The organism is Pseudoalteromonas sp. CO325X, assembly GCF_004208955.1.
GTDB lineage: Bacteria > Pseudomonadota > Gammaproteobacteria > Enterobacterales > Alteromonadaceae > Pseudoalteromonas > Pseudoalteromonas ruthenica.
The window spans coordinates 105,614-131,803 of the sequence record NZ_SGPG01000001.1; the positions used below are offsets into that span (position 1 = coordinate 105,614).

25 protein-coding genes and 1 riboswitch are annotated in these 26,190 nt (G+C 49.3%); of the genes, 15 read left to right on the top strand and 10 right to left on the bottom strand.

All coding sequences use genetic code 11. The features are described 5' to 3' along the window. Positions 1-44: 44 nt before the first annotated feature. Together EXT46_RS00525 and EXT46_RS00530 are read right to left on the bottom strand one after the other, a co-directional pair. Positions 45-2,807, bottom strand: coding sequence for a prolyl oligopeptidase family serine peptidase (locus EXT46_RS00525; RefSeq protein WP_130144546.1), 2,763 nt, complete (start codon positions 2,805-2,807; stop codon positions 45-47). 117 nt (positions 2,808-2,924) lie between these two features. Continuing rightward, the gene (locus tag EXT46_RS00530; RefSeq protein ID WP_130144548.1) at positions 2,925-4,067 is read right to left on the bottom strand and encodes a DUF3103 family protein; all 1,143 of its coding nucleotides are present in this window, start codon (positions 4,065-4,067) and stop codon (positions 2,925-2,927) included. Positions 4,068-4,314: 247 nt separating this feature from the next. Here EXT46_RS00530 and EXT46_RS00535 point away from each other — a divergent pair, with 247 nt between their 5' ends. From EXT46_RS00535 to EXT46_RS00565, 7 genes are all read left to right on the top strand, one after another. Further along, on the top strand, positions 4,315-4,758 hold the full coding sequence (locus EXT46_RS00535) for a YaiI/YqxD family protein (protein WP_045979243.1): 444 nt from the start codon (positions 4,315-4,317) through the stop codon (positions 4,756-4,758). Positions 4,759-4,780: 22 nt separating this feature from the next. Then, positions 4,781-4,884: riboswitch (TPP riboswitch) on the top strand. 116 nt (positions 4,885-5,000) lie between these two features. After that, positions 5,001-6,950 (top strand): phosphomethylpyrimidine synthase ThiC, encoded by a 1,950-nt coding sequence (gene thiC / locus EXT46_RS00540; protein WP_053909795.1) that lies wholly within the window; start codon positions 5,001-5,003, stop codon positions 6,948-6,950. Next, the gene (locus EXT46_RS00545; protein ID WP_130144550.1) at positions 6,950-7,957 is read left to right on the top strand and encodes an FAD-dependent oxidoreductase; all 1,008 of its coding nucleotides are present in this window, start codon (positions 6,950-6,952) and stop codon (positions 7,955-7,957) included. Before thiC ends, EXT46_RS00545 begins: the two co-directional genes overlap by 1 nt. A gap of 15 nt (positions 7,958-7,972) precedes the next feature. Then, on the top strand, positions 7,973-8,170 hold the full coding sequence (thiS, locus tag EXT46_RS00550; RefSeq protein ID WP_022943337.1) for a sulfur carrier protein ThiS: 198 nt from the start codon (positions 7,973-7,975) through the stop codon (positions 8,168-8,170). Then, on the top strand, positions 8,171-8,968 hold the full coding sequence (locus tag EXT46_RS00555) for a thiazole synthase (RefSeq protein WP_130144552.1): 798 nt from the start codon (positions 8,171-8,173) through the stop codon (positions 8,966-8,968). Continuing rightward, positions 8,965-10,509 (top strand): thiamine phosphate synthase, encoded by a 1,545-nt coding sequence (thiE, locus tag EXT46_RS00560; protein ID WP_130144554.1) that lies wholly within the window; start codon positions 8,965-8,967, stop codon positions 10,507-10,509. Before EXT46_RS00555 ends, thiE begins: the two co-directional genes overlap by 4 nt. Beyond that, the gene (locus tag EXT46_RS00565; protein ID WP_130144556.1) at positions 10,499-11,251 is read left to right on the top strand and encodes a HesA/MoeB/ThiF family protein; all 753 of its coding nucleotides are present in this window, start codon (positions 10,499-10,501) and stop codon (positions 11,249-11,251) included. Before thiE ends, EXT46_RS00565 begins: the two co-directional genes overlap by 11 nt. 24 nt (positions 11,252-11,275) lie before the next feature. On the opposite strand, the gene EXT46_RS00570 is transcribed toward EXT46_RS00565, so the two are convergent. Next, positions 11,276-11,719 carry a hypothetical protein gene (locus EXT46_RS00570; RefSeq protein WP_130144558.1) on the bottom strand — a complete coding sequence of 148 codons (444 nt, stop codon included), beginning with the start codon at positions 11,717-11,719 and terminating at the stop codon, positions 11,276-11,278. Then, complete coding sequence (locus EXT46_RS00575) at positions 11,707-12,177, bottom strand: hypothetical protein (RefSeq protein ID WP_130144560.1); 471 nt, start codon at positions 12,175-12,177, stop codon at positions 11,707-11,709. The genes EXT46_RS00570 and EXT46_RS00575 overlap by 13 nt, the downstream gene beginning before the upstream one ends. Before the next feature lie 125 nt (positions 12,178-12,302). Between EXT46_RS00575 and EXT46_RS00580 the strand changes: the two genes are divergently transcribed. After that, positions 12,303-12,683 (top strand): ThiF family adenylyltransferase, encoded by a 381-nt coding sequence (locus EXT46_RS00580; RefSeq protein ID WP_240701066.1) that lies wholly within the window; start codon positions 12,303-12,305, stop codon positions 12,681-12,683. Between the two features lie 44 nt (positions 12,684-12,727). Here the strand turns inward: EXT46_RS00580 and EXT46_RS00585 are convergent, their stop codons facing one another. After that, on the bottom strand, positions 12,728-13,651 hold the full coding sequence (locus tag EXT46_RS00585) for a manganese-dependent inorganic pyrophosphatase (protein WP_045979250.1): 924 nt from the start codon (positions 13,649-13,651) through the stop codon (positions 12,728-12,730). Between the two features lie 128 nt (positions 13,652-13,779). Here EXT46_RS00585 and EXT46_RS00590 point away from each other — a divergent pair, with 128 nt between their 5' ends. Then, a complete protein-coding gene (locus EXT46_RS00590; protein ID WP_240701062.1) occupies positions 13,780-14,271 on the top strand; it encodes a hypothetical protein in 492 nt (163 codons plus the stop codon). A gap of 3 nt (positions 14,272-14,274) precedes the next feature. Beyond that, positions 14,275-15,084, top strand: coding sequence for a bifunctional DNA-formamidopyrimidine glycosylase/DNA-(apurinic or apyrimidinic site) lyase (mutM, locus tag EXT46_RS00595; RefSeq protein ID WP_130144564.1), 810 nt, complete (start codon positions 14,275-14,277; stop codon positions 15,082-15,084). Between the two features lie 39 nt (positions 15,085-15,123). Here mutM and EXT46_RS00600 read toward each other — a convergent pair whose 3' ends face one another. From EXT46_RS00600 to EXT46_RS00615, 4 genes are all read right to left on the bottom strand, one after another. Continuing rightward, complete coding sequence (locus tag EXT46_RS00600; protein ID WP_022943344.1) at positions 15,124-15,615, bottom strand: DUF3299 domain-containing protein; 492 nt, start codon at positions 15,613-15,615, stop codon at positions 15,124-15,126. Between the two features lie 7 nt (positions 15,616-15,622). Further along, entirely contained in the window at positions 15,623-16,951 is a 1,329-nt protein-coding gene (locus tag EXT46_RS00605) for an ABC transporter permease (RefSeq protein WP_130144566.1), read from the bottom strand. Next, on the bottom strand, positions 16,948-17,646 hold the full coding sequence (locus EXT46_RS00610) for an ABC transporter ATP-binding protein (RefSeq protein WP_130144741.1): 699 nt from the start codon (positions 17,644-17,646) through the stop codon (positions 16,948-16,950). Before EXT46_RS00610 ends, EXT46_RS00605 begins: the two co-directional genes overlap by 4 nt. 83 nt (positions 17,647-17,729) lie before the next feature. Then, on the bottom strand, positions 17,730-18,764 hold the full coding sequence (locus EXT46_RS00615) for a CDP-glycerol glycerophosphotransferase family protein (RefSeq protein WP_130144568.1): 1,035 nt from the start codon (positions 18,762-18,764) through the stop codon (positions 17,730-17,732). 255 nt (positions 18,765-19,019) lie between these two features. Between EXT46_RS00615 and EXT46_RS00620 the strand changes: the two genes are divergently transcribed. The 4 genes from EXT46_RS00620 to EXT46_RS00635 all read left to right on the top strand — a co-directional run bounded on the left by EXT46_RS00620 (position 19,020) and on the right by EXT46_RS00635 (position 22,591). Beyond that, on the top strand, positions 19,020-20,120 hold the full coding sequence (locus tag EXT46_RS00620) for a phosphoribosylaminoimidazolesuccinocarboxamide synthase (protein ID WP_130144570.1): 1,101 nt from the start codon (positions 19,020-19,022) through the stop codon (positions 20,118-20,120). 133 nt (positions 20,121-20,253) lie between these two features. Continuing rightward, complete coding sequence (locus tag EXT46_RS00625; protein ID WP_130144572.1) at positions 20,254-21,330, top strand: CDP-glycerol glycerophosphotransferase family protein; 1,077 nt, start codon at positions 20,254-20,256, stop codon at positions 21,328-21,330. Then, on the top strand, positions 21,320-21,724 hold the full coding sequence (locus EXT46_RS00630; RefSeq protein WP_130144574.1) for an adenylyltransferase/cytidyltransferase family protein: 405 nt from the start codon (positions 21,320-21,322) through the stop codon (positions 21,722-21,724). The genes EXT46_RS00625 and EXT46_RS00630 overlap by 11 nt, the downstream gene beginning before the upstream one ends. Before the next feature lie 39 nt (positions 21,725-21,763). After that, on the top strand, positions 21,764-22,591 hold the full coding sequence (locus EXT46_RS00635) for a rhodanese-like domain-containing protein (protein ID WP_130144576.1): 828 nt from the start codon (positions 21,764-21,766) through the stop codon (positions 22,589-22,591). Positions 22,592-22,617: 26 nt separating this feature from the next. On the opposite strand, the gene EXT46_RS00640 is transcribed toward EXT46_RS00635, so the two are convergent. Then, on the bottom strand, positions 22,618-23,586 hold the full coding sequence (locus tag EXT46_RS00640; RefSeq protein WP_053909782.1) for a class 1 fructose-bisphosphatase: 969 nt from the start codon (positions 23,584-23,586) through the stop codon (positions 22,618-22,620). Between the two features lie 172 nt (positions 23,587-23,758). Here EXT46_RS00640 and EXT46_RS00645 point away from each other — a divergent pair, with 172 nt between their 5' ends. Continuing rightward, positions 23,759-26,188 (top strand): zinc-dependent metalloprotease, encoded by a 2,430-nt coding sequence (locus EXT46_RS00645; RefSeq protein ID WP_130144578.1) that lies wholly within the window; start codon positions 23,759-23,761, stop codon positions 26,186-26,188. Positions 26,189-26,190 lie beyond the last annotated feature (2 nt).

Below are 26,190 nucleotides of genomic sequence, written 5' to 3' on the forward strand. Positions count from 1 at the left end.
GGGTTGGCTTATAACGCAAATGTATTGCTGTGTTATAGCGTTAATTATTCCTCAATAAAAGGGACACCTTGCGTCATCCACTGTGGCGCTGGTTCACCTTTTAGGTGATGATTAAAGTACTGCATCATGCGAATAGAAAAGTCCACTTGGTTGGGGAACTGTTTCAGGTGATGTGGCTCGCCATCATATTCAAGGAAAATCACCTCTTTCCCGGCGCGGCGCAATGCTAAATAGTACTGAATCCCTTCTTGCCAAGGCACGGCGCCATCCTCATTGCCAAACATAATCATAATTGGAGTGTTTATTTTATCGGCAAAAAACACCGGTGAGTTGTCAATGTAGGCATCGACATCTTCATACAGTGCCTTACCAATACGGCTTTGCCCCGTTTCATATTGGAATTGACGCGCTAATCCTGATTTTAGGCGGATACCGCTGTATGCCGAGGTCATATTCGATACCGGCGCCCCCGAGACAACTGCTTTAAACATATCGGTTTGCGTTACCATAAAGGCACTTTGGTAGCCGGCCCATGAGTGTCCTTGCAAGCCTATGGCATCTTTTTTGGCAACGCCCATATCAATCAGCTTTTGTGCGGCATTGATCATGGTTTGAGTGGACGAGGGGCCAGGTTTACCAATCTCAAAGCGAATATCAGGCAAGAACACCGCGTAACCGTTCGATGTAAACATCGGGAAGTTAGGGCGATGGTTAAGCTCCATTTTTGGGAAGTCGTAACGTCGCTGGCTCATATAGCGGTAAAAGTAGATAACCACAGGCACTTGCTCACCTTCTACGTAGTCCGCAGGTTTTATCAGCACGCCTTGTAAGTCCTCGCCATTGTAGCCTTTGTAACTAACTAGTTCTGGCTTTTGCCCCCATTTAAACTGACTGATTTGTGGGTTCAGATCGGTTATCTGGCGAGGGTTTGTTAGCTGGGCATCAGCCTGCCAAAAGTCAGGAAACTGGTGATAACTCTGCTTGGTAAAAATGTATTTATCAGCGTGTTTGGCCTTCATTTTTACATCAAAGCGCGCTTCACCAGCCAAAAGTGTACGCACAGTGTTATTTGCTAAATCCAGTGCACCTATGTGGGTCTGCTTATTATTCACATTAAATGCGCGTAGCAGCAGCTGCTCTTGGTCATCAAAACCAAGCTTATCATCGTCAAGGTTAACCACCCGATACTGAACCTGCTTTGCTTGCCCTTGCGTTAAAACTTGGGCTTCGCCACTTTCAACATCAAAGGCCCAAATATCGTATTTAGAATTAATGAGTACCTTCGAGCCGTCTTTATACCAGCCCGCAACACCATAGCCGTCTACCTCGGAGGGGTAATCATGCTTATCATCGGCAAATACTGCATTCACTGCTTTGCTAAGGGGAGTCACTGTATTATTGGCTAAATCTTTTAGCTGCCACCCTTGATCACTAAAGTACACCGCATGTTGCCCTGTTGGTGACAAACTCGGGCGATGTGGATGGGCTTTGACGATGACTTGTTTACTGCCGTTGAGAACATCAATGGCATAATAATCATTATAAAAGCCTTTGTAGGTCATCTCGTGCAAATAGGGCAGGTTAGAGTAACCAATGAGGTGATCTGCTTTTTTGTTTAACCGCACCTTTGGCACTTGCTCATCGGCCAGTTGCACCACCTTCTTGCCATTAAGGTGATATACCGCTTGGTAATGGCGATATTTGTTTTCTTTCTGCCATTGCTGTTTTTCGCGCGGTTTAATTTCTGGGTCTTGGTGGTGCCATACTTCAATATTCGCCTGAGCCACTATGGTGTCGAAGTCGCGCAACGACTGCGCGTCTTGGTACTTTTTCTTGGTCACTTTGGCGTCAAGCTCTGGTCGTGTTGTAAAGTATAGGCGAGCGCCATCTTCCGACCAACTCAGTGTGCCTTTCTTGCCCGCTTGCCATTGACTTGGCAGCGTTTCTAAGGTGTTTTGCTGACCATGCCACAACATCGTACGGTAGTCGCGGCGGCGCGTATCATCATTGACATAATTGCCGACATTAAAGGCCACAAGGTTTTGTACTGGGTGCCATTCGATGGTGCTAACGGTTACCCCAGGCTCATCTATCAGCGAGTCCGTGCGTTGTGAGGCAAAGTCAAAATAGCTGACTTGGTTATTACTGCCATCACTGCTGTGTTGATTGAAGACGATACCTGCACTGCTATGGCTAATGGCATAAGTGAACACTGAGTCAAGGCGTGTCTGCTCGTTGCTGGTTAGATCAACAATGACTAAGTCATAGGTTTTATCTTTTTTATCAGCGCTAATATGCAGGTCATTACTAGTATCGGCTTTTTCTTTTTCGTTATCAGCATCTTGATCGCTGCTGCTGTGGAGGCGATAGGCGAGCCAGCGACCATCATCAGAGAGTTGATAGTCTTTCACCTGCTCAAAACTTTGCTGGGCACCCGTTTGGGTATTGACCAAGACGAGGTTGTTTTTTAATTTCTTGCTTGCTTTTTTGTCAGTGGTTTCTTTATTCAAGAGGGTGGGGACTTGGGTGAATGCCACCCATTGGCTGTTTTTATTAATCTGTGCCGCTGTACCGCGTGCCACCGTGGCAATAAGTTCATTGTTATCTAGGTTGTACACCTGACCTTGAGCGTCGCCGCGATAAGGTTCGGCACTAAAGGCTAGGTACTGACCTTGCTCGCCCAAAACGGTGTGTTGCGGATACTTGAAATCGAAGACATCGTTAAATTGCAACGCCTGCTTAGCGGCCACTGGCGTCGCCAGTGCACCTGCCAGCACAGCAGTTAGAAAAGTAAGTTGAGGTTTCATGACCACGTCCTGTTTGCTTTTTTAGCTATTGTAACGGTAACAGGCGAAGATTCGAGCAAACGCGATAAAGTGGATAGTTTTTGAGATAGGCGCTGCACTAAGCAGCGCCATAGTGTTTTATCTTGGGTCGATAGTGAGTGGCTCCAGCGTAACCCTCGCGTTGTTGCTGGCGCCCGCATAGTTACGATACGTTTGCCCCTCACGTAAGGTGTAATACACGTCTACATAGTCGTCATCATTAGTGAACCATGCATCAGGCATTGCTTGTAAAATCTCATTTGTTAGCTGAGGAATAATGGCATAGCCCTGAGCGTCAGGATTCGGAATTGCGCGCAGTACCGCTGTGGCGACTTCCAATAGCTTACTCGCTAGAGTTTTATAATTGGTATTGTCGTCTTGCTCCATCAATAAGATATCCGCAGCTTGCCAACGGTAGCGATTCCAGTGAATTAACACTTGGTTTGGGTAGTAGTTTTCGCCGTCGTGATCTAAATAGGGCATATCAACAATGTCTAGCACCGGCTCATCGCGAGACGGGCTCACACCTGTAACAATGGCGTACACTTCAGCGGCACCTGAAATCCAAGGCTCTTCATCATCATTAACACGGATTTGTTTGAGCACTGTGGTGGATAACGGTTGTTCGTCTTGGGTGCTGTATTTATTTTGCAGCGTCGGTTGTTGGTTTGATGCTAGCACCGAGCGCATTATCGCAAGCCCCTCAGTAAGGGTCTTTTTGGCGTCAAGCTCGACGATGAAAACAGGCGTATCAGGAAGCGTGTAGGCATCAAGTAAATGCAGCTGTCCTTGTTGGTCATACGCCTCTACCACATCCCAGTGTTTGTCATCGCCCTTGGGAGCAAAGGCAACCAGCGCCGGTTCGCCTTGCTGCCAGTCATTAAGCATGTTGCGATGCGCTAGGCGCAGTTGTAATAGGTTGTCGCCCTGTTCAGGTAGGCCCTTTAGCGAACGAATTTGGGCATTATGCTGTTGCAAATCAAACTCGCTTTGAGCGTCTTTAGGGACTAACTTATCGGCACTCACTGCCAACGAGTACGCACTTAGTTGTTGTTGTAAGGTCGGTTGTAGCTGCTTTAGATTTTTGGCAATGTTTTTGGCAAGGGCTTTTTTGCTTTGGAATACACTGTAGGCCGCCTGTGCCTGTTGGGTGACAGCGGTTGTTTGTGAGGCAACACTTAGGTGACTGGTAAGGCTCAGCGTAGAGGCGAGTGCTAAGCTCAGTAGTGATAGTTTTTTCATTTTATGCTCCATGTGTGATCAAGTTTCAAAAAGTACACCTGAGGTAGGGTGTTAACCTTTTTTTAACCTTTTACCTTTTGCAGGGTCAACACATCGGAGCAGTGAAATGCATCCTGCGTGTAAACGGACGTAAATAGTGCGGGGAAAGCGCTTCATTTTTCATCCTTTATACTTATTCTTGCATCACTTCATACCTCCACTGACAAACTTGATATACTGCACACCTATTTAATTAGGAAGAAACGCCATGACTATTTGGGTTGACGCCGATGCGTGTCCCGTCGCTATCCGCGAAATTATCTGCCGCGCTGCGGTACGCACGAAAACCACAGCGGTCTTTGTTGCCAACCAATACCTGCGGTTGCCAGCATCAGATTTCTTGCGTATGCAGCAAGTCATGCCGGGTTTTGATGTGGCTGATAATGAAATCGTACAGCAAGTTCAGGCTGGCGAGTTGGTGATCACCAGCGACATCCCATTAGCGTCGGAAGTGATTGATAAAGGTGCATTAGCATTGAATACACGGGGTGAGTTGTACACCAAAGAGAATATCAAGTCGCGCCTTAATATGCGTGATTTTATGGATACCCTAAGAAGCAGCGGCATCCAAACCGGTGGTCAAGCCCCCCTAAGCGCCCAAGACAAACAACAATTTGCCAATCATCTTGACCGCTGGCTTGCGCAACAATGAGTTTGTAAGCTAGACTGCTGGCGAATACTTGTCGGAGTGCCCTAACTGAAGGGCTGAGATCGCAAATGCGGGATCCGTTAACCTGATCAGGCTCACACCTGCGTAGGGAACAAGCTTGCCTCGGCACGCTTGTGCCGTAATGGCACAAACGATGCCCAGCCAAAGCAGCGCTTGCGCGCGCGGACCACAGGCTCTATCGCCTCCAGACAAGACCAATACTCAGTAAAATAGTGAGGTGCGTCATGTCACAAAAAACCAAACCAAGCCGTCGTCAAAGCCGCGAAGCGGCGTCTGAATATATTCACAATCTTACGGGGCAGCCTTTCCCCAATTCCAAAAAAGTCTATGTTGAGGGCTCGCAGCCTGGAGTGCGAGTGGGTATGCGGGAAATCGCCTTAAGCGATACCTTTGTTGGCGGCAGTGAAGAAGATCCCATCTACGAAAAAAACGACCCTATTCGTGTTTACGACACCTCAGGGCCATACACGGATCCAGATTTTGAGCTCAATGTGCGCAAAGGCCTGCCTAAATTCCGCCAGGCTTGGATTGCAGCGCGCGGTGATACCGAGCTATTAGATCATAAAAGCTCGCAGTTTGCCCAGCAGCGTATGGCTGACGAAGGGCTTGACCATATTCGCTTTGAGCATTTACCGCAGGTGCGCCGTGCTAAGGCGGGTAAAAATGTCACGCAAATGCATTACGCTCGCCAAGGGATCGTTACCCCGGAAATGGAGTACATTGCTATTCGCGAGAATATGGGCCGAGCAGAGGTGCGCAAAGAGTTATTAGCTCAGCAGCACCCTGGGCAATCTTTTGGTGCCAGTATCCCCGAATTTATTACCCCTGAGTTTGTCCGTGATGAGGTTGCTCGAGGGCGAGCAGTGATCCCCAATAATATCAATCACCCCGAGTCCGAGCCGATGATCATCGGGCGTAACTTCTTGGTGAAAGTTAATGCTAACATCGGTAACTCGTCGGTTAGCTCATCCATCGAAGAGGAAGTAGAAAAAACCGTATGGTCCACCCGCTGGGGGGCCGACACCATTATGGATTTATCAACCGGGCGCTATATTCACGAAACCAGAGAGTGGGTGATCCGTAATTCGCCGGTGCCTGTGGGCACAGTGCCGATTTATCAGGCGCTTGAGAAAGTCAATGGCGTGGCCGAAGACCTTACCTGGGAAATCTTCCGTGATACGCTGATTGAACAAGCTGAGCAAGGCATCGATTATTTTACCATCCATGCTGGGGTGCTATTACGTTATGTGCCTATGACCGCAAAGCGGGTGACCGGTATTGTCTCCCGAGGGGGGTCCATTATGGCGAAATGGTGCTTGGCGCACCACCAAGAGAATTTCCTGTACACCCACTTTGAAGACATTTGCGAAATTTTAAAGCAGTACGATATTTGTTTCTCGCTAGGCGATGGCCTGCGTCCAGGGTCGATTGCCGATGCCAATGACGAAGCACAGTTCAGTGAACTACGTACCTTAGGCGAGCTTACCAAAATAGCATGGCAGCATGATGTGCAAGTGTTTATCGAAGGGCCGGGTCACGTGCCGATGCATTTGATCAAAGACAATATGGACGAGCAGTTAGCCCATTGCGGCGAGGCGCCGTTTTATACTTTAGGCCCGCTAACCACCGATATTGCCCCGGGCTATGACCACTTCACTTCAGGCATTGGCGCGGCGCAAATTGCTTGGTATGGCTGCGCGATGTTGTGTTATGTCACGCCGAAGGAGCATTTAGGGCTGCCTAACAAAGAAGATGTAAAAGAAGGCTTAATCACCTATAAGATTGCCGCTCACGCAGCCGATTTGGCCAAAGGGCACCCAGGGGCACAAGAGCGGGACAATGCCTTATCAAAAGCGCGTTTCGAGTTTCGTTGGCTCGATCAATTCAACTTGGGTCTTGACCCAGATCGAGCACGCGAGTATCACGATGAAACCTTGCCGCAAGAGTCAGGAAAAGTCGCGCATTTTTGCTCGATGTGTGGGCCCAAATTCTGCTCTATGAAAATCACTCAGGAAGTACGTGATTACGCCAAAGATCTGGAGTCTAGAGGCATCGACCCCAATAATCTTGGCGAGGAAATCAGTATTCGCATGGTTGATGTTGAGTCGCAAATGCAGGCGAAATCAGAAGAGTTTAAAGCCTCAGGCAGCGAGCTCTACCATAAGGTATATTAATGGCCCAAAAAATAGCCATTGTTGGCTTTGGTGTGTGCGGCCGGGTGGCCGCACTACTGCTTGCCCAGCACTATGATATTGACGTGTTTGAACGCGGTGATGAGCATGGCGACAGTAGTGCTGGGCACGTGGCAGCTGCGATGCTCGCGCCAATGGCCGAATCGGTACTGTGTGAACAAGACCTCGCTGAGGATGGCCTTGCCGCTTTGGCATTATGGCCAAAACTCTTGGCCTTGCTCGATGAGCCGGTACAGTTTCAGCAAGCTGGCAGTATTATTGTTGCCTACCCCCAGGATCAGGGTGCCATGGCGCATTTCCGCAAACAGTTAAAGCCATTGGCGGGCTTTGCCGGGCAAGATATTGACGGTGCTCAGTTGCAGACGCTGGAGCCCGAGCTGGCAGGGCGCTTTGGCAAAGGGTTATACCTGCCATGCGAGGGGCAGCTCGACAATCAAGGCTTTTATCAGCACAGCTACCTCAGCCTTAAACGTCGTGGCGTACGCTTTACCTTTAACGCCGATGTAAACGTTGAAACGCTCGCAGCACAAGACTATCAAGCCGTCATCGATTGTCGCGGCATCGGAGCGAAAACCGCGCACACCCCGTTACGGGGTGTGCGTGGCGAGGTCGCTAGAGTGCATGCACCTGAAGTACGCTTGAGTCGGCCGGTGCGGCTCATGCATCCGCGTTATCCGATTTATATCGCTCCTAAGCCAGGGCATCGCTATGTCATTGGTGCCACCGAAATTGAATCACAAGATACCCGAGCTATCACGGTGCGCTCCACCTTAGAGCTGTTATCCGCAGCTTACAGTGTCCATAGTGGCTTTGCTGAAGCCACCGTTGAGTCGTTGCGTGCTGGGCTGCGCCCTGCCTATAACGATAACCGTCCACATATTGAGCAAAGGGGCAAGGTGATTAGCATTAATGGCTTATATCGCCATGGCTATATGCTCGCGCCTATTGTCGTTAAGCGGGCATTGGCGCAGTTTAATACCGCCGTATAAAACCAAGGTGAAGATATGCAGATTTATATAAACGAAACGCCTGTTACCGTGCCAGAGCAGGCTGCATTGAGTGAGGCAATCACTGCGTTTGCGGCTAAACCGCCGTTCGCCGCCGCTGTTAATGGCCACTTTGTCGCGCAGCAAGACTATGGGCACACCGCCCTGAAAGAAGGCGATAAAGTGGATATCCTTGCACCGATTCAAGGAGGTTAGATGAGCGACGCTTTGACTATCTATGGTCAGTCCTTCAGCAGCCGGCTGCTGATTGGCTCCGCTTTATACCCATCGCCGCAATGCATGCATCAAGCGATTGCCGCCAGTGGCAGTGAAATCGTCACGGTGTCTCTGCGTCGGCAGAACTCTCACGCTGGAGGAGATGACTTTTGGCAGCTGATCAAAGATACCGGGTTAACGGTGCTGCCCAACACCGCAGGTTGCCACAGTGTGCAAGAGGTGATGACCTTGGCGCAAATGTGTCGTGAGGTTTTCGCCACCGACTGGATAAAGCTCGAACTCATTGGTGATGACTACAACTTGCAGCCAGACCCTATCGCCCTAGTTACTGCTGCTGAGCAATTATTGGCACAGGGTTTTAAGGTGCTTCCTTATTGCACCGATGATCTGGTAGTGTGCCAGCGTTTAGTGAGCGCTGGCTGTGAGGTTATTATGCCTTGGGCTGCGCCCATCGGTACTGGCAAAGGCATATTAAACCCCTATGCATTGCATACTATTCGCGAGCGCTTACCCGATGTTACGCTGATTGTCGATGCCGGGTTAGGGTTGCCTTCTCACGCCTGCCAAGCCATGGAAATGGGCGTGGATGCCGTGCTACTAAACTCGGCCATAGCAGGAGCCAACGACCCTGTGTTGATGGCACAAGCCTTTGCCAATGCCACCGTGGCTGGCAGACAAAGTTATTTAGCAGGGCCCATGGTGGAAAAGTCGACTGCCGTGCCCTCCACGCCGACGTTGGGCATGCCTGCATGGCACACAATGAGTGAGGATATATGAGTGAAGTAGTATGGACTATTGCCGGCTCTGATAGCGGCGGTGGCGCAGGCGTTCAAGCCGACTTAAAAGCGATGCACAGCTTTTCTGTGCATGGGTGTAGCGCCATTACCGCACTGACAGCCCAAAACAGCCTGGGCGTGGAGGCACTAAATCCAGTGACACAGGCGGTGCTGGAGTCTCAATTGCAAGCCTTAGCCAATGACCTTCGTCCACAAGCAATCAAGATAGGGATGCTCGCCAATGTGCAGCAAATCCAACTGGTAGCCGAACATTTACGTTATTATCGCGACAACTGGTCGTGCCCTCCTCATGTGGTTTACGACCCGGTGGCCATTGCCACAAGTGGTGATAGTCTGATTGAGGAAGACGCTCAAGACGATATTGCCGATGCCATTAAAACCCATTTATTGCCTTTGGTTGATGTAATCACTCCCAACGTCCATGAAACGCAAATGCTTACCGGCATATACCTTATTGGCCCCGATGCGTTACGTGAAGCAGCGAAACGATTGCAGCAGTGGGGGGCGAAAAGTGTAGTGATTAAAGGCGGACATTGGAACTACCCACAAGGATATTGTGTTGATTACTGCCGTGAAGGTGAACAAGAGTATTGGCTTGGTAACGCCACTATCACCACTCCCCACAGCCATGGCACGGGGTGTACGTTGTCGTCCGTTATTGCCAGTTGCTTGGCTAAGGGGTATCCGCTCAAAGATGCCTTTATTCTTGGCAAAGCCTATATCAATGCCGGGTTGAAAAACGCGCAGCGCTACGGCGAAGGTATAGGCCCGGTAGCGCAAACGCGTTGGCCTAGTGAACTTGCTGATTTTCCGCAAGTGATCGAGCCCGGAAGTTGGCTTGGCGATGAGCTTGATTTTCCATGTGCTGCCGATTTTAACTATGCCGCCGGATTCGCGCCTTGCCCACAGCAACTAGGGCTTTACGCTGTGGTTGACAGTGTTGATTGGTTGCAGCTGTGCTTGGAGCACGGTGTCAAAACCGTGCAACTGCGCATGAAAGACTCTTATGGCGAGCAGTTAGAAGAAGCTATCAAGCAGGCCATTGCCTTGGGGCGTGCCCACGATGCCCAGGTGTTTATTAATGATCACTGGCAGTTAGCGTTAAAGCATGGCGCGTACGGTGTGCATCTGGGGCAACAGGACTTACATAATGCCAACCTGCGCGCGATTCAAGATGCCGGCATGCGCTTAGGCCTCTCTACTCATGGCTTTTATGAAATGCTGCTAGCGCACAATTACCGACCCAGCTACATCGCCTTGGGTGCGATTTACCCAACCACCACCAAGGATATGACCGGGCAAATTCAGGGCCTGCAGAAGCTGCGTCACTTTGTACCATTGATGCAAGCTCATTACCCTACCGTGGCCATAGGTGGCATAGATTTGCCGCGTATCGCTGCGGTGGTCAATACCGGTGTCGGCAGTGTCGCCGTGGTTCGGGCGATAACCGAAGCAGAGCATCCTGCACAGGCGATTGCCCAGCTACAGCAAGCAATCAAGGACGGGCGCAGTGAACAGTGACGCACTCAGTAACAAAGAACGTATCCGTTACGCCCGGCAGTTATTGCTTGATGATGTGGGTGAGGCGGGGCAGTTGCGCCTTAAGCAAGCCACCGTGCTGGTGGTCGGTTGCGGCGGCTTAGGCAGCCCCGCGCTGCTTTACCTTGCCGCCAGCGGCGTGGGTAAAGTGCGGTTTATGGATGATGATGAGGTCGAGCTATCTAACCTCCAGCGGCAAATTTTGTTCAAGCTTAATCATCTCGGACAAGCTAAAACGAAGGCGGCGAATAAAGTATTAGCTAGCTTAAATAGCGATATTACCCTAGAGCCGCTGTGTCAACGGGCGAGCGCGCACACTCTAAGCGCGGCGTTGTCAGGGTGTGATTTAGTGCTTGATTGCAGTGATAACTTTGAAACCCGTTATCTGCTCAATAAAACCTGCCAAGAGGCGCAGGTGCCGCTGCTCAGCGGCGCTGCGGTGGGACACCAAGGGCACCTTGCGTTGTTCGACTTTAGCGATAGCACCTCTCCCTGTTATGCCTGTCTGTTTCCGCCGCACAGTGATAACCCCACCGCCAATTGCGCCACACTCGGGGTGATTTCGCCCTTGCTGGGCATTGTTGGTGCACAACAGGCCATGCTCGCCATCAACTATTTGCTTAAGGGCAATGGAGCGGCCGTGCTGCACTGTGTTGATGGCGAGACTTTGCGCCATAGGGCAATAAAATTGCAGAAAAACCCGCAGTGCCCCTGTTGCGGGTAAGTGCAAGTTTATACAGGTAAGCGGTTAATCTGACTCGCTTTTTGATGGACTAAAGCAGTCAATGTGTTCGGGAAGCTTTTCCGCTTTGTCAATAGCTAGCCGATAGGAAAGCCTATAGCTGACTTTTTGCACCGTAGGAAATAAAGTTCCCGTAACCCTTACCCAGCTACCAGCGCAATTATCAAATAAGTTTGAATCTTTTTGTGAGTCTACAACTAAGATTGACACAGCTGACTCATTGTCATCTATTTGCGCATGGGTTGGAGTCAGGTATAGAAAGGGAGTTCCTAACTCAGAGTAATAACCATTTAGTGAAACTCTTTTTCTGGAAAACTTCTCAGGATTACCAATTAGTTCTGTCACTGAAGTTCTATCGAAGAATACTTGTTTCTCATCAAGAACTTTAGCGTATGTAGAGTAAGAGACTAATATAATTGCACTAGTCAGAAAGTAAGCTATTTTTTCCAAAAGAACTCCTCCATAGAGTCTTCGTCTGCAACCCAAAGCTTAGTTATGGTGCCTGAACCACTCCCCATGATGAAAATTGGGCAATTCAGGTCTTTGGAGAGGGTGGTATATATTCTTTGAGCACGAATTATTCTGCTACCTCTCCAGTTTGGAGCCACTCCAATAAGAATCGCGGTAGCGTCCTTGATATATTGAGATGAGCCTGTAAAGCCATTAGGGAGAACTTCCTCACCGTGTATCACATCTGTACTAACCCTACCAAATTCAAAACCACCATTGGCATTTTTCTTGATAACGGTTCCTAACATCCTTTTAGCTCTTATCGGGTCATAGGTTAATGGATCGTTAGCCATCCTAACCATAATGCCAACTTGGTTCCTTGCAAGATGGAGAGTTTTTATAAACTCTTTATTCTGACATAAATTTTTACACTCAGCGGGAGAGGAGAGATTTGCCATTTTGCTTCCTTGCTTTTCATTAAATCTGACATGAGAAACCATACCACAGCTACGTGATGAACAGTACCCTTTAAATGGTTTTTTAAAGCTTGTCTGAATACTGGCTTTATTGACTTTTTGGTTTGATGCGATTTGATTGCAGTGATAACTTTGAAACCCGTTATCTGCTCAATAAAACCTGCGAAGAGGCGCAGGTGCCGCTGCTCAGCGGCGCTGCGGTGGGACACCAAGGGCACCTTGCGTTGTTCGACTTTGGCGATAGCACCTCTCCCTGTTATGCCTGTCTGTTTCCGCCGCACAGAGATAACCCCACCGCTAATTGCGCCACACTCGGGGTGATTTCGCCCTTGCTGGGCATTGTCGGTGCACAACAGGCCATGCTCGCCATTAACTATTTGCTTAAGGGCAATGGAGCGGCAGTGCTACACTGTGTTGATGGCGAGGCTTTGCGCCATAGGGCAATACAATTGCAGAAAGACCCGCTGTGCCCTTGTTGTGGGCAATAAAAAAGCCAGCGAGGTTGCTGGCTTAACATACTAAAAAGCGGGGATTAACCTGCAAATGCGTCTTGCAGCGGTGGCACTACCTGCTTTTTGCGACTAAGTACGCCGTCTAACCATACCTGAGAGTCAGCCACTTGTTCGCCGTAGGCTCTTTCGATGATGCCTTCGTCAGCAGAAGCGATGAGCATTTGCGAGCCTTCGTTCATGATGTCGGTGAGCAACAACAGCACACTGTGGCGACTGCCCTCTTCTTTAAGCTTAGCAAGATCAGCATGTAATTCGGCTTTTATGTTGTCAAATACCGCTAGGTCGATAACCTCTAACTGACCGATGCCCACTAGGTTGCCATTCATATTGAAGTCTTTAAAGTCACGCATGACCAAATCACGCACTGGCGTGCCTTCAACGGCTGATTTAACCTTGAACATTTCCATGCCGAGCTCTTTGGCATCGTCAACACCAGCGATCTCTGCAAGGGCCTCAACACACTTGATATCGGCGGTGGTGCAAGTCGGCGACTTGAAAATCACCGTGTCACTTAAAATAGCGCACATCATCAAACCGGCGATATCTTTTGGAATATCGACGCCGTAGAAGTCATACATCATTTTAATGATAGTGTTTGAGCAGCCGACCGGGCGAATCCAACATTCAAGCGGTGTTGATGTGGTTAAATCGCCTAGTTTGTGGTGATCGACCACGCCGACTACAGTCGCCTGGTCAATATCATCAGGGGCTTGAGTTTTCTCTGTGTGATCAACAATATACACCTCTTCCCCAGCGTAGCTCATTTTCAGTTCTGGCGCTTCGAAGCCAAAACGGTCAAGGATGAACTGGGTTTCCGGTGATACCTCGCCTAAACGCGTAGGGATCGCCTCTTCACCAATTTGATTTTTTAAGTACGCCAGTGCAATTGCACCACAGATCGAATCAGAATCAGGGATCTTGTGTCCCACTACATACATTGCCATATCGACTCTCCTAAATATTTTGCCGTTATTGTAGCAATAATTTTTAGCTCTGCGGTAGCGGCAAATGGGCTGCTTGGGCACGACTTTTTGGTTACACTGGGAGGATTAATTTCTATAGGGCATAAACCATGGCTGCAATTAAACTTTCGCGCAAAGGGTGGAATAACTTAATTATTTTCGCCATGTTGATTATGATCTTTGTATTCAATGGCTTACATCATAGGCTAGGTGGCGATGATGAACCGAAAGGGCCGCAACCCTTGTTACCCGCGCAGAGTTATATTCTTACTTTAGAATATCCCGGCATAAAAATTGAGCGTATCGGCACCAGCTGGCGTATGCAACAGGACAGCGAAGCGGCGCAACCAAGCGCTGATATTCAGACGCTAGAAGCCAATGTTGGCGCTTGGCAACAACTAAGAGCGCCGTTAGCTGAGCCGCTTGGCGGAGCGCCTCTTTTAGCCGCAACCTTAACGCTTGCAGGAGAGCCGAACCCCTATGTTTATGTGCTCTATAAAGACCAGCAGCACTATCGATTATTTAACAAGCAACAGCAGCGCTGGTATAGCTTAACGACACACCAAGCGCAGCAGCTGTTTATACATTTAGCGAGTAACTAACTTATGCCTGAGCTTCCCGAAGTCGAAGTAAGCCGTTTAGGCATTGCCCCCCACATTGAAGGGCAAACCATTACCCAAGTAAATGTTCATCAACCGCAACTGCGTTGGCCGGTGAGCGAACAGATCTATGCCCTAGCAGGTAACGTCATTACTCAGGTAAGTCGTCGTGCAAAGTATTTGCTGCTGCACTGCGATGAGGGAGCGGTGATTTTACACCTAGGTATGTCCGGGCATTTGCGGGTAGTTGATAGCAACACGGCGCTGAAAAAGCACGACCATATTGAGTTTCAGTTTGCGAACGGCCTGAGTTTGCGCCTTAATGACTCGCGCCGCTTTGGCGCATGTTTGTGGCAGCCTCTGGACAGTGTGCACTCGGTATTCCAAAAATTAGGGCCAGAGCCATTGACCGCTGATTTTGATGCGCAGTGGTTGTTTGCGCGCTCTCGTAATAAGAAGCAGCCCATTAAGCAGTTTATTATGGATAACCAGGTGGTGGTTGGGGTCGGTAATATCTATGCCAATGAATCTTTGTTCAAAGCTGGGATTCACCCTAAGCGCGAAGCCGGGAAAGTCAGCCTTGCACGCTATCAAAAGCTCACACCGTTAATAAAGGCGACCTTAGCGGCGGCGATTGAGCAGGGGGGCACGACATTAAAAGATTTCTCCCAAAGTGATGGTAAACCCGGTTACTTTGCGCAGCAATTATTGGTCTATGGCCGTAAAGGTGAGCCTTGTACAAGTTGTGCGACTACGCTGACGGAAATACGTTTGGGCGGGCGCTCAACGGTTTACTGTAAAAAGTGTCAGCGCTGAGGTGGGCGGCCAAGGGGTGTCCTTGGCCAATTGATTTTGCTACAGCTCGAAGGGAGCAACACCGACGCCAGCTATTTTGTAGCCGGTTTTTGCGATTTCACCGCTCCAGCTATCAGCCTGCATGACCCCGGTCACCACTATCGCGTCATAGAGGCTATCGATCGGCACACCATTTTTCATGGTCACATGCACAATTTGATTCGGTGGTGGTGGCGGCACATGGATACATGCGCCAAAATAAGGCACTAAGAGAAACTCAGTTATGGACTCGTTGTCGCCCTCCAAAGGCACCACAAAGCCGGGAAGGCTTACGGTTTTGCCATTGTATTTTTGTACCACTGGGGCATCTAAATTTGGCTGCACCCAGTTTTGCTCACTGCCCTCGTGGCTTGATGAATTATTGCGTGTATCGACGGCAACATGACCTTCTGGCACCAGGTCTTCCCAAAAAATTTCCAGGGGCTCATTGGCCATTGCCGAGCCTGTCAACGCGGTGCTCAAAAGCACCAAACTTGCGTAAATAAACTTCATAAATATCCTAGGTTTTAATGCTCATACCATCGTTTAGCGAGTAGAAATAAGCGCGTGCTGCCGGCAGTATTCCGACAATCCAGCCAGCGATAATGATACCTGCGACTAAGCTCAGTTCATAGCCTGACAAAGGAGTGATATTCAAGCTAATGCCAGCATGAGCTTGCAGCAAAGACCGACTGGCCCACATGGCGGCGTAAAATAAGCCACATCCCAAGGCGGTGCCAATAACGCTGATCAGCACGGCTTCCATACTCATTAAGGAAAAAATATGCCACGGCTTGGCACCCACAGAACGTAAAATAGCGAGCTCCCGGCGCCGTTGCGACAGGTTTGCCAGCAAGGTGGTAAGCATCCCTAGCAGGCTGACACTGACCACCACCAAGGAAAACAACAGCAAGATTTTTTCTACGATGGCAAGCATTTCCCAGAGTTGACTCAGGGTCACTGTGGGCATAATCGCCATCAATGGCTCAGGCTGATATTGGTTGATATTGTGACGTACTTGTAAGCTGTATAGTGGGCTGTCGAAGCCAAGTAAAAAGGCACTAATCTGTTTCGGTGTACCGACTAAATCTTGGTGCGGTGCGTGTTTTTGCCCATGGTGTTGGTCATGTTCATGGCGTTCGCTTGGGTGAGATGTATGCTCATCGTGCTCGTGCTCGTGCTCGTGCTCGTGCTCGTGCGAGTCGGCTTGAGCGCTGCCGTGCATCAGCGCAATTGCTTTTAACGGCACATGCACAGACTTATCCACTGGGGTGCCGGTCGGCGCCAGTATACCAACGATGGTCAGGGGGTTATCATCATGTTGGTCAAAGCTGGTGTTTCCCATGCCATGAGCAACAACAATGTTGTCGCCAAGTTGATAGCCCAATGTTTGAGCAACGTCAGCGCCAAGCACCACTTCGTTTACGTCGGCAAAAGCGTGGCCCTGGGCAAAGCGCAAGGGCTGCTTCTTAGCATAGCGAAAGTGCTCAAAATAACTTAAGTCGGTGCCGATTACCGCAAAGCCTTTGTGGGCATCACCGAGCGACAGTGGAATACTCCAAGCAACGCCGCGCTTACTACTAATGGCTTGATAGCTTTGCCAGCTAACGCCATTGTTCATATGGCCAATGCGAAATACTGAAGCTAGTAATAGTTGGATATCGCCGGTACGCGCGCCAACAATCAAGTCGGTGCCCGAGATGGTATTGGCGAAGCTCGATTTGGCATCCACACGTACTCGTTCAATACTCAACAGCATCATAACGCTAATAGCAATGGTCAAGACACTGAGTAATACGCTGGCCTTACGGTTAAATAAGCTTTTGCTGGCGAGTTTTAGCAAAATCATGACGCCACTCCTGCAAGCTGATTAACTTCACTTAGGCTTACTACCTTGGAGAACAGCGGCGCGAGGGACTTTTCGTGGCTCACAAATACCACCGTGGCGCCGGTCTTGTCGGTTTGCTCGAACAGCAACTCGATAAACGCCTTGCGGTTGTCCTCATCAAGGGCGGAAGTGGGTTCATCGGCGATGATCACTTCGGGCTCACCAATGACCGCCCGCGCTGCACCTACGCGCTGCTGCTGACCAATACTCAAGGTATTGACCGCTTGATGATGATGGCTAGCATCTAAACCGAGCTGAGTAAGCAAGGTGGCTGCCAGTTCGTTCATTGCCATACCGGCGCGTTGCGCTCGTTGGCGGCGAACAGCGGAAAAAGCCAGGGCTAAGGTGACATTGTCGATAGGGCTAAGGTAGGGCAGTAAATTAAAGTTTTGAAAAATATAGCCAAGGTGATCGGCACGAAACTGATCGCGTTTGGCGCTGCTCAGGGCGCTGAGATCGGTATCGGCAATGCGAATGTGCCCGCGTTGCGGGGTTTGGATCCCCGCCAGTAACGACAGGAGCGTTGATTTACCGGTGCCGCTGGGGCCGTGTAAAAAAACATGCTCACCTTTTTTTATGTGCAACGAGTCTATTGCTAGAGTGGGCGTGTGGTGTTCACCATGCCAAGAAAACCATAGCTTTTCTATTTCAATCATCACGTTCAATACCGCTGACTTGCAATTGTTGTTACTGTATCACAGTCATGTTTTAGGGCCAGCGCAATGCGATCAATGGCCCGTTACCAACGCCAATATGCCAATTTTTTACGCATCTTAAACTGGCGCAGCAAGTTAAGGGGCTTGGCTTTTAGCTCAGCGCCGTCACTGATAATTAAGTCATTGGTCGCCGCCAATACGCGCTCACTTGAGCGACCATCTTGATAGGGATGCAGTTGCTGGCAGAAAGACTCGATATTAGCCATTAACTCAGGCGGTCGGGTCAGCGCTTGGTCTATTGCCGCTTCAACCTGCGTCGCATCGGTTACATTGAGAAGGTGCGATGCAGGGGCTTGATTATTAAAAGTAACCACCGGGCGACGCAGTAATAAAAACATCAGTAGAATCGAAGAAGTATCACAGAGCATCACGTCCGCTGCTTGCAACAGGGGAATAACATTGTCAGTTTCAACAAAGCTGAGACTGTCATTTTGCATGGCTTTATATTGCGCCACGATATCTGCACTCATCTTCGGATGGAACTGCACTAAAATACGGTATTTACCGCTATCGCGAAGCTCTTTAATGCGCTCAACCAACACTGGGGCCAGTGACAAGCGCTTGGAAAAGGTTGAACAAATCAATAAAGTCGGGCGCGAGTCAGTGCTGCTATAAGGGTTATTAGGTGTGGGACTAAACAGTGGGTCGAGCATTGACCAACCCGTTTCGCGGACACGAAAAAAACCATGTTGCTGGGCTAACTGTTGAAAGCGTGTTGTGGTGCTAGGCCCTTGTGTACAATAAAGATCAAAGCAGCCTCGAATATTAAAGTGATCCAAATGTCCTCTACGATTCCGTTTGCCTGAATCGAAACCGTGAAACACAGCTACTTTTCTTCCAGGCACAAAACTGGGAATCACATTGCCAGGGACAAAACTTGCGTGAGGTTGCCAGGCAATGACATCTTTAATATCAAATACCTGCTGTTCATTCTCAGCAAGGAAGTCAGGGTTGACTTCATCGCCTTCTAAAAACCATTTTACTTCGCCGCCATGGGCACGAATAACCTGTTGTAAAGGGCGTAAGATCGCATAGGAGTAATTTTGCGAAATATACATAAGGTATCGCTTGCCCTGAGTGCTGCTCGCTAAATCCACTGTCGTGTCCCTATAGCAAAAAGATGTTGTTTAGTTTACCGCAATATTAACTTTAAATGACAGGTACAAGGGCTAACCAGTGTCGAGAATAAAAAAGATAGGACAAAAGTCCGCTTTGTTGCGGCGATTATCTTTATCTTCGCTGCCAGCTGAACTATCATAGCGCGCTCACAGCCTCGGTCGGTGTATCGAAATTAGCCCTTACTTGGAGTAACCATGAGCAACTACAAAGTCTTAGATGTAAACGATGATCTACCTATTCGCACTCAAGGTCCGGTGCACAGCGGCAAAGTGCGTTCCGTTTACTGGTTAACCGAGCAAGACAGTGCTCGCTTAATTGCAGAGAAAGGGTATGCGGTGCCACAGGGGACCGAGTTGGCAATTATGGTTATCTCCGATCGGATCTCGGCGTTTGATTGTATTTGGCAAGGTGAGCAGGGCTTAAACGGCATTCCAGGCAAGGGCATTGCACTGAATGCTGTGGCTGCGCACTGGTTTAAACAATTTGATGCCGCCGGACTTGCTGGCAACCATATTGTGGATATTCCACACCCATACGTATGGATTGTGCGTAAAGCCAAAACAGTAAAAGTGGAAGCCATTGCTCGTCAATATATCACTGGTAGCATGTGGCGTGATTATGCCAAAGGTATTCGCTCTTTCTGCGGCATTGATTTACCTGAGGGGCTCACCGCGAACCAAAAGTTAGACGAAGTGCTGATCACGCCATCGACCAAGGGCATTATTGAAGGGCTAGATGACGTGCCAGCCGTGGATGATGTAAACATCACGCGCAAAAACATCACCGATAACCTAGATGCATTCAACTTTAGCTCAGCAGCTGATGTGGCAAAGTATGAGCACTTATTGGTGCAAGGATTTAATGTGATCAGCGCTGAGCTGGCGAAGTTAGATCAAATCTTTGTCGATACTAAGTTCGAATTCGGTTACGTCGAAGACATGCAGGGCAATGAGCAGTTAATCTACATTGATGAGGTAGGTACGCCAGACTCTTCACGTATTTGGGATGGTCCCGCATACCGCGATGGTAAAATCATTGAAAACTCCAAAGAGGGGTTTCGTCAGCTACTTATCAATAATGTCCCCGACAGCGATGTGTTGCTAAATAAAGGGCGCATGGCTGAGCGTGAGCAACTCGCTCAAGACTATAAGTTGCCGGTTGAAGTAATGATGCACGTGTCTGACACTTACGTTGGCATTGCTAGTAAAATCATTGGCGAGCCACTGCAAATTCCTACCGACCCGCGCAGTGAAATTATAGCGGTGCTCAAGGAGCAATATCAGCTTATCGATTAGTCCTATTCGGGTCACAAAGTATGCCGCCACAATGATATTGGCGGCATTTTTATAGGTAGTCAGGGTACAATTAGGCAAACAATTCGGTTTTTTAGTATGATGGGCGAATGTTTTTTCCGCTTCGCACCGTTGTATGAAGGTTTTTTTCGACGTTTTACACCTGTACTACTTGCCTCAATATTTGCCTGTTATCGATGAGCTTAATCAACGTGGTGCACAGACCGTGGTGGTGCTTTATAAGCAAGAAGACGCGGCGCTCAATGCGGCCGCAGAATATGCAATAAAGGCCCATGATTTAAATGCGCATTGGCTGCAAAGTGAATCACAAGCGGTCGCGTTTTATCGTCAATGCGGCGCTGATTGGGTTATATTTGGTAAGGCTTTCGCGGATATTGCAGAGCTAAATAGCATAGTAAAAACGGCGTTGATGCAGCACGGCATTGGCCCCAAGGCGTGTTACTATGATGCCTCGAATAATGCAACTTCAGTGCGCTTTGTTGAAGGTCAGCACCGTTTGAACCGCTTACACACACTTTATCCAGACTCGACGTTTGTTGACACTGGATACGCCAAGTTAGACCCATTATTGAGTCAACCACAGTATCCGTTACCAAGCCATAAAAACTTCGGCCTTGATGCCAGTAAGCCCACGGTGCTTTACGCTCCGACTTTTTATCCAAGCTCGCTGGAGCGGCTGCCTAAAAACTGGCTGGCAAACCTAACACACTGCAATGTAATTATTAAGCCGCATTATTTTTCGCAAACAAAAGACAAATATCAAAAGCATCAACGCTTATTACAGCGATGGCAGCAGTATGAGCATGTGTATGTGAGTCAACTTGAAGAGTTTAATTTAGTCCCTTTTATGGCGCTCGCTGATGTCTTGGTGTCGGATGCGTCGTCGGCTATTTTTGAGTTCTTTGCGCTGGGTAAGCCGGTAGTGTGGTGCAACTTCTACAAGCTCAGATGGTCTTACCGAGGGCCTTTTGCGTACCGCTTTAAAGCACGTTTAGACGATGATATCTCCTATTTTGAGCCGCTGTGCTTTAAAGCAGATAAAGCTTCTGATGTGATAAGGGCCATTGAAGAGGCATTACATCAGCCACAAAAATTTCATAACCAACAAAACCAAACCACGATAGAACGCCTAGCAGGGAGGCTTGACGGCAACAGTGCGAAGAGAATAGTAAGCTACCTATATGACAACTAAAATAATAACGTTCGGTACTTTTGATGTATTTCATGTCGGCCATGTCAATATCCTAGAACGTGCCGCAGCGCTTGGCGATGAGCTGATAGTGGGGGTATCTTCCGATGCCCTGAATGTACGAAAAAAAGGCCGTGCTCCGGTCTATGCGCAAGCAGATCGTATGAATATCATTGCCGCGTTAAAGTGTGTATCCGATGTGTTCTTAGAGCAGTCTTTAGAACTCAAGCGCCATTATATTGAAACCTACAATGCGGACATACTAGTGATGGGCGATGATTGGCAAGGCAAGTTCGATGACCTTAAAGAAGTATGTGAGGTCGTCTATTTACCCCGTACTCCCTCTATTTCTACCACAGAGATAATTGAGGTGGTGCGCCAGCCAGAGTTCTGCTAACGTCGAACTCCACTTGCAAGCGCAAAAGGTGCTATCGACATGGAACAACAGATATCAGTGGCTGAATTGGCATCAAAGCTAGATAAGCCCGAGTTGATAATTTTCGATGCCGGCATGCTGTTACCGGGTAAATCTGGCACATACTCGCCAGCGACGGTGATCCGAGGTGCTCGACGGTTTGATATAAAATCGGCGTTGGCGGATCACAACAGCCCTTGGCCCAACATGTTGTGCAGCGCCGAACAGTTCGAGCATGAAATGCGCGTCGCTGGTGTCAATATAGACTCCGAAGTTGTTGTTTATGACGATCAGGGGTTGTTCAGTGCCGCACGTGCATGGTGGATGTTCAAAGCTTTTGGCTTTGATAATGTTAAAGTATTATGCGCAGGCCTACCTGCTTGGCGCAGTGCCGAGTTACCGGTGCAGCAAGGTTGGAGTGAGCCGCCAGCCCAAGGTAACTTTGTGGCGCAGCCACGAGCAGGCTACTTTATTGATGCTGAGCAAGTGCTCACGAGTATAGACCAACGTCACACTTTATTATTGGATGCACGCCCGGTGCCACGCTTTAATGGCACCGCAGAAGAGCCCCGTGAGGGCATGCGCAGCGGACACATTCCGCACTGTGCTAACTTGCCGTATGCGCGGTTAATTAAAGACGGCGCTTTATTAGACGTTGCGGCATTGCAGCAGTGCTTTAATGACTTGGTTGCCCCAGATGTGCAGCAGTTACAATTTAGCTGTGGCTCCGGGATCACCGCTTGCATCCTTGCGCTTGCTGCCTATGAATGCGGCTATCGGAATCTACAAGTGTATGACGGCTCCTGGAGTGAATGGGGCGCCCGCCATGACTTACCAATAGAAAAGTAAAAAAGGCACCCTAGGGTGCCTTTATGTTATTGGTGATAGCTTAAGCAGGTTTCTACTTCGTCTTTCGAGCCGAGAATCACCGCGACACGCTGGTGAATTTGCTGCGGCTCTACTTCCATAATCCGCTGCTCGCCCGTACTTGCCAAACCTCCAGCTTGTTCAATCAGCATAGCCATCGGGTTGGCTTCATAAAGGAGGCGAAGTTTGTAAGGCTTGTCGGGGTTTTTAGTATCGGCCGGGTAGGTAAACAGGCCGCCGCGACAGAGCACGCGATGGACATCGCCGACCATGGCGGCTATCCAGCGCATATTAAAGTTTTTGCCACGTGGGCCGCTCTTACCGGCAAGTAAATCGGCGATGTATTGCTGCATCGGTGCTTGCCAATGTCGTTGGTTAGAGGCATTAATTGCGAATTCTTGGGTCTGTGCTGGCACCGAAGCAAAATCTTGCGTTAGCAAGAAGCTGCCGTGGGTTCTATCTAAGGTGAAAAGGCGAGTGCCCTTACCTGTGGTGAGCGCCAGCATCGTTGATGGGCCATATAAAACATAACCCGCCGCGACCTGTTGCTCACCTTTTTGTAGGAAAATGGCTGGATCGCTGGCATCGGCCTCTTTAGGTACGCGCATCACCGAGAAAATAGTGCCCACGAGGGAATTAATATCGGTATTAGAAGAACCATCAAGCGGGTCAAAGGCAACAATGTAGTCGGCCTCAGGGTTACCGGCTACGGTCCCTTCTTCCTCTTCAGAGGCAATGGCTTTAACATAACCTGACTCCAACAAGATATCTTTGAGGAGTTGGTTCGATAACACGTCTAGTTTCTTTTGTGTTTCACCTTGAATATTCTCATCTAAGGTGGAGCCAAGTACGCCAGAAAGAGCACCTTGACTGACTCGGAAAGAAATCTCCTTACACGCCGCCAAAATGGTGCGAATAAGGGAGATAAGATCGCGTGGGCAACCGTCTTCTAGCAATACCGGAGGGAGTCTGCGCATGCTGTTTTGTTCCTTAGTCTGTTGGGCCTAAGCGGCTGAAAATGTGAGAGAGTACCGCTCAGAATACGCTGTTTATTTATCGTGTTGCGGTTGTAGATTGGCGCCGAGCGGATATACTCAATGGCGATAATTTCTACACTCTACAAACGATACCAATAACAAAGTGAGAACCATGGTGAAACCGCAGATACTACGAATCGCACTGTTCCTCTTGTTGCTGCCTATGATAACCCAAGCGCACGCAGCAATTAAGTCTATCAGCCAGTTTACGCAAAATATGAGCAAGTATCCTGGTTATTTCACTTTTTACTATGCCAATGATGAAGGCAAACTGTACTTGGAAGTAGATAAACTTAAACAGCCGTTTTTGCTGCAACAAAGCTTACCCTATGGTGTCGGTTCGAACGATATTGGTTTAGATCGCGGTCAGTTGGGCAATACCTACTTGGCGCAGTTTGAGCGTATGGGCAACAAGGTCATGCTACGTGCCCTGAATAGCTATTACCGAGCTTCTAGCAGTAATCAGGCGGAACAGCAAAGCGTGCGCGAAGCGTTTGCCTCAAGCATTCTCCACGGGTTTGAAATTAAAGCGCTCACCGATACTCGGGTGGTGATTGATTATACTCCCTACCTGCTGAGTGATGTACATGGCGTGAGCCGCACTTTAGCGGCGCGTAAGCAAGGCCACTTTAACTTAGACACCTCACGTAGCGCCGTGCACATGCCGCGCAGTAAGTCTTTTGTGAACAATACCGAGCTGGAAGCGGTGCTAACGTTTAGCGGCACTAAGCCTGGTGAATACGTAAAGCAAGTCAGTGCCGACCCTTATGCGCTGACTGTGCATATGCATCACTCATTGATTGCATTGCCAGACGACAATTATCAACCGCGCGAGTTTCACCCGCAGTCGGGTTATTGGAGTATCGAGCATAAAGACTATTCGGCGCCACTGGGGGAGAGCATGTATGTGCGCTATATCCCGCGCCATCGACTGGAGAAAAAACACCCGAATAAAGCCATAAGTGAAGCCGTTAAGCCCATCGTTTACTACCTTGACCCCGGGGTGCCAGAGCCGGTGCGCACAGCATTACTCGATGGTGCCAAGTGGTGGAACACTGCCTTTGAAAAGGCGGGCTACAAAAATGCCTTCCAAGTGAAAATGCTGCCTGAGCATGCCGACCCTATGGATGTGCGCTATAACGTGATTCAGTGGGTCCATCGCGCCACGAGGGGCTGGTCTTATGGTGGCTCAGTGATTGACCCGCGTACCGGAGAGATTATCAAAGGTCATGTAACCTTGGGATCGCTGCGTGTACGCCAAGACATTTTAATAGCCGAAGCCTTGGCTGCCCCCTATAAAAAGGGTGATGAGGTTACCGAGAAGCTACAAGCCATGGCGCTCGATCGCATCCGTCAACTCAGTGCGCATGAAATAGGCCACACACTAGGGATCGCTCATAACTTTGCCGCCTCAAGCCGTGCCCGAGCCTCGGTCATGGATTATCCGCACCCATTAGTGGCGCTCAATCAGCAAGGTCAGTTAGATACCACTAAGGGTTATGCCAAAGGCATGGGGCTGTGGGATGAGCAAGTAATCAAATATGGCTACAGTGATTTTCGTGGCCAGGACGAAGGCGAACAGTTGCATGCTATTTTGGCGCAAAATCGTGAATTGGGGTTAGAGTTTATCTCTGATCGCGATGCCCGAGCTCAAGGCGGCGCCCACCCCAGCGGTCACCTATGGGATAATGGTGAAGACCCTGCCGCTGAGCTACAACGTGTGATGCAAGTGCGCAAACAGGCACTGGCGCGATTTGGTATCGAGAATGTCAAAGCGGGCACCTCCTTATCGCAGCTGGAGGAAGTGCTAGTGCCCTTGTATCTATTTCACCGCTATCAAGTTGAGGCGGCGGTGAAGTTAGTCGGGGGCGTTGATTACAGTTATGAAGTGCGCAGTGCGCAACCGGTGCAAGGAACCCAAGTCGTTGCTCGAGAGCGCCAACAAAGTGCGTTTCAAGCGCTATTGGCAACTCTCGATGCGCAGCAGTTAGTGTTACCCGAGAGTGTGGTGGCGTTGATCCCACCGAAAGCCTATGGCGAATACCCAACCCGTGAAAGTGTAAAAGGGCGTACCGGGATCACCCTTGATGCCATGGCGCTTCCTGAGGTGGCGGCAAATCATACGTTAGCACTGTTGTTTCACCCTGAACGTCTGAACCGCCTTGCCCAACAAGGGGCCCGTAGCGAGCAAGCGTTTGGGCTCGATAACTTACTTGAGCAGTTTGTTGCCCGCATTTTTGATAATGAGCATCCCAGCGCGATGGCGGCGAAAGTGCAACATCGCATTCAGTGGTTGAGTGCTCAGCATTTTGTTAATTTAGTCAGTAGCGACAAAGTGGCGCCTGAAGTACAAGCTCAATTCAAGTACTACTTACGGCAAATTGCCGATGACTATCAACAAGATAAGCTGCTGGGCAGCGTGAGTAGCGGCGAAAGTGCCTTTAAACAACACTTGGCCGATGCCATTAACCAATTCCTAGAGCGCGGTCAGTGGCCGCAAAGCTTTAAACCTTTACCTATGCCGCCGGGTTCACCTATCTAAGT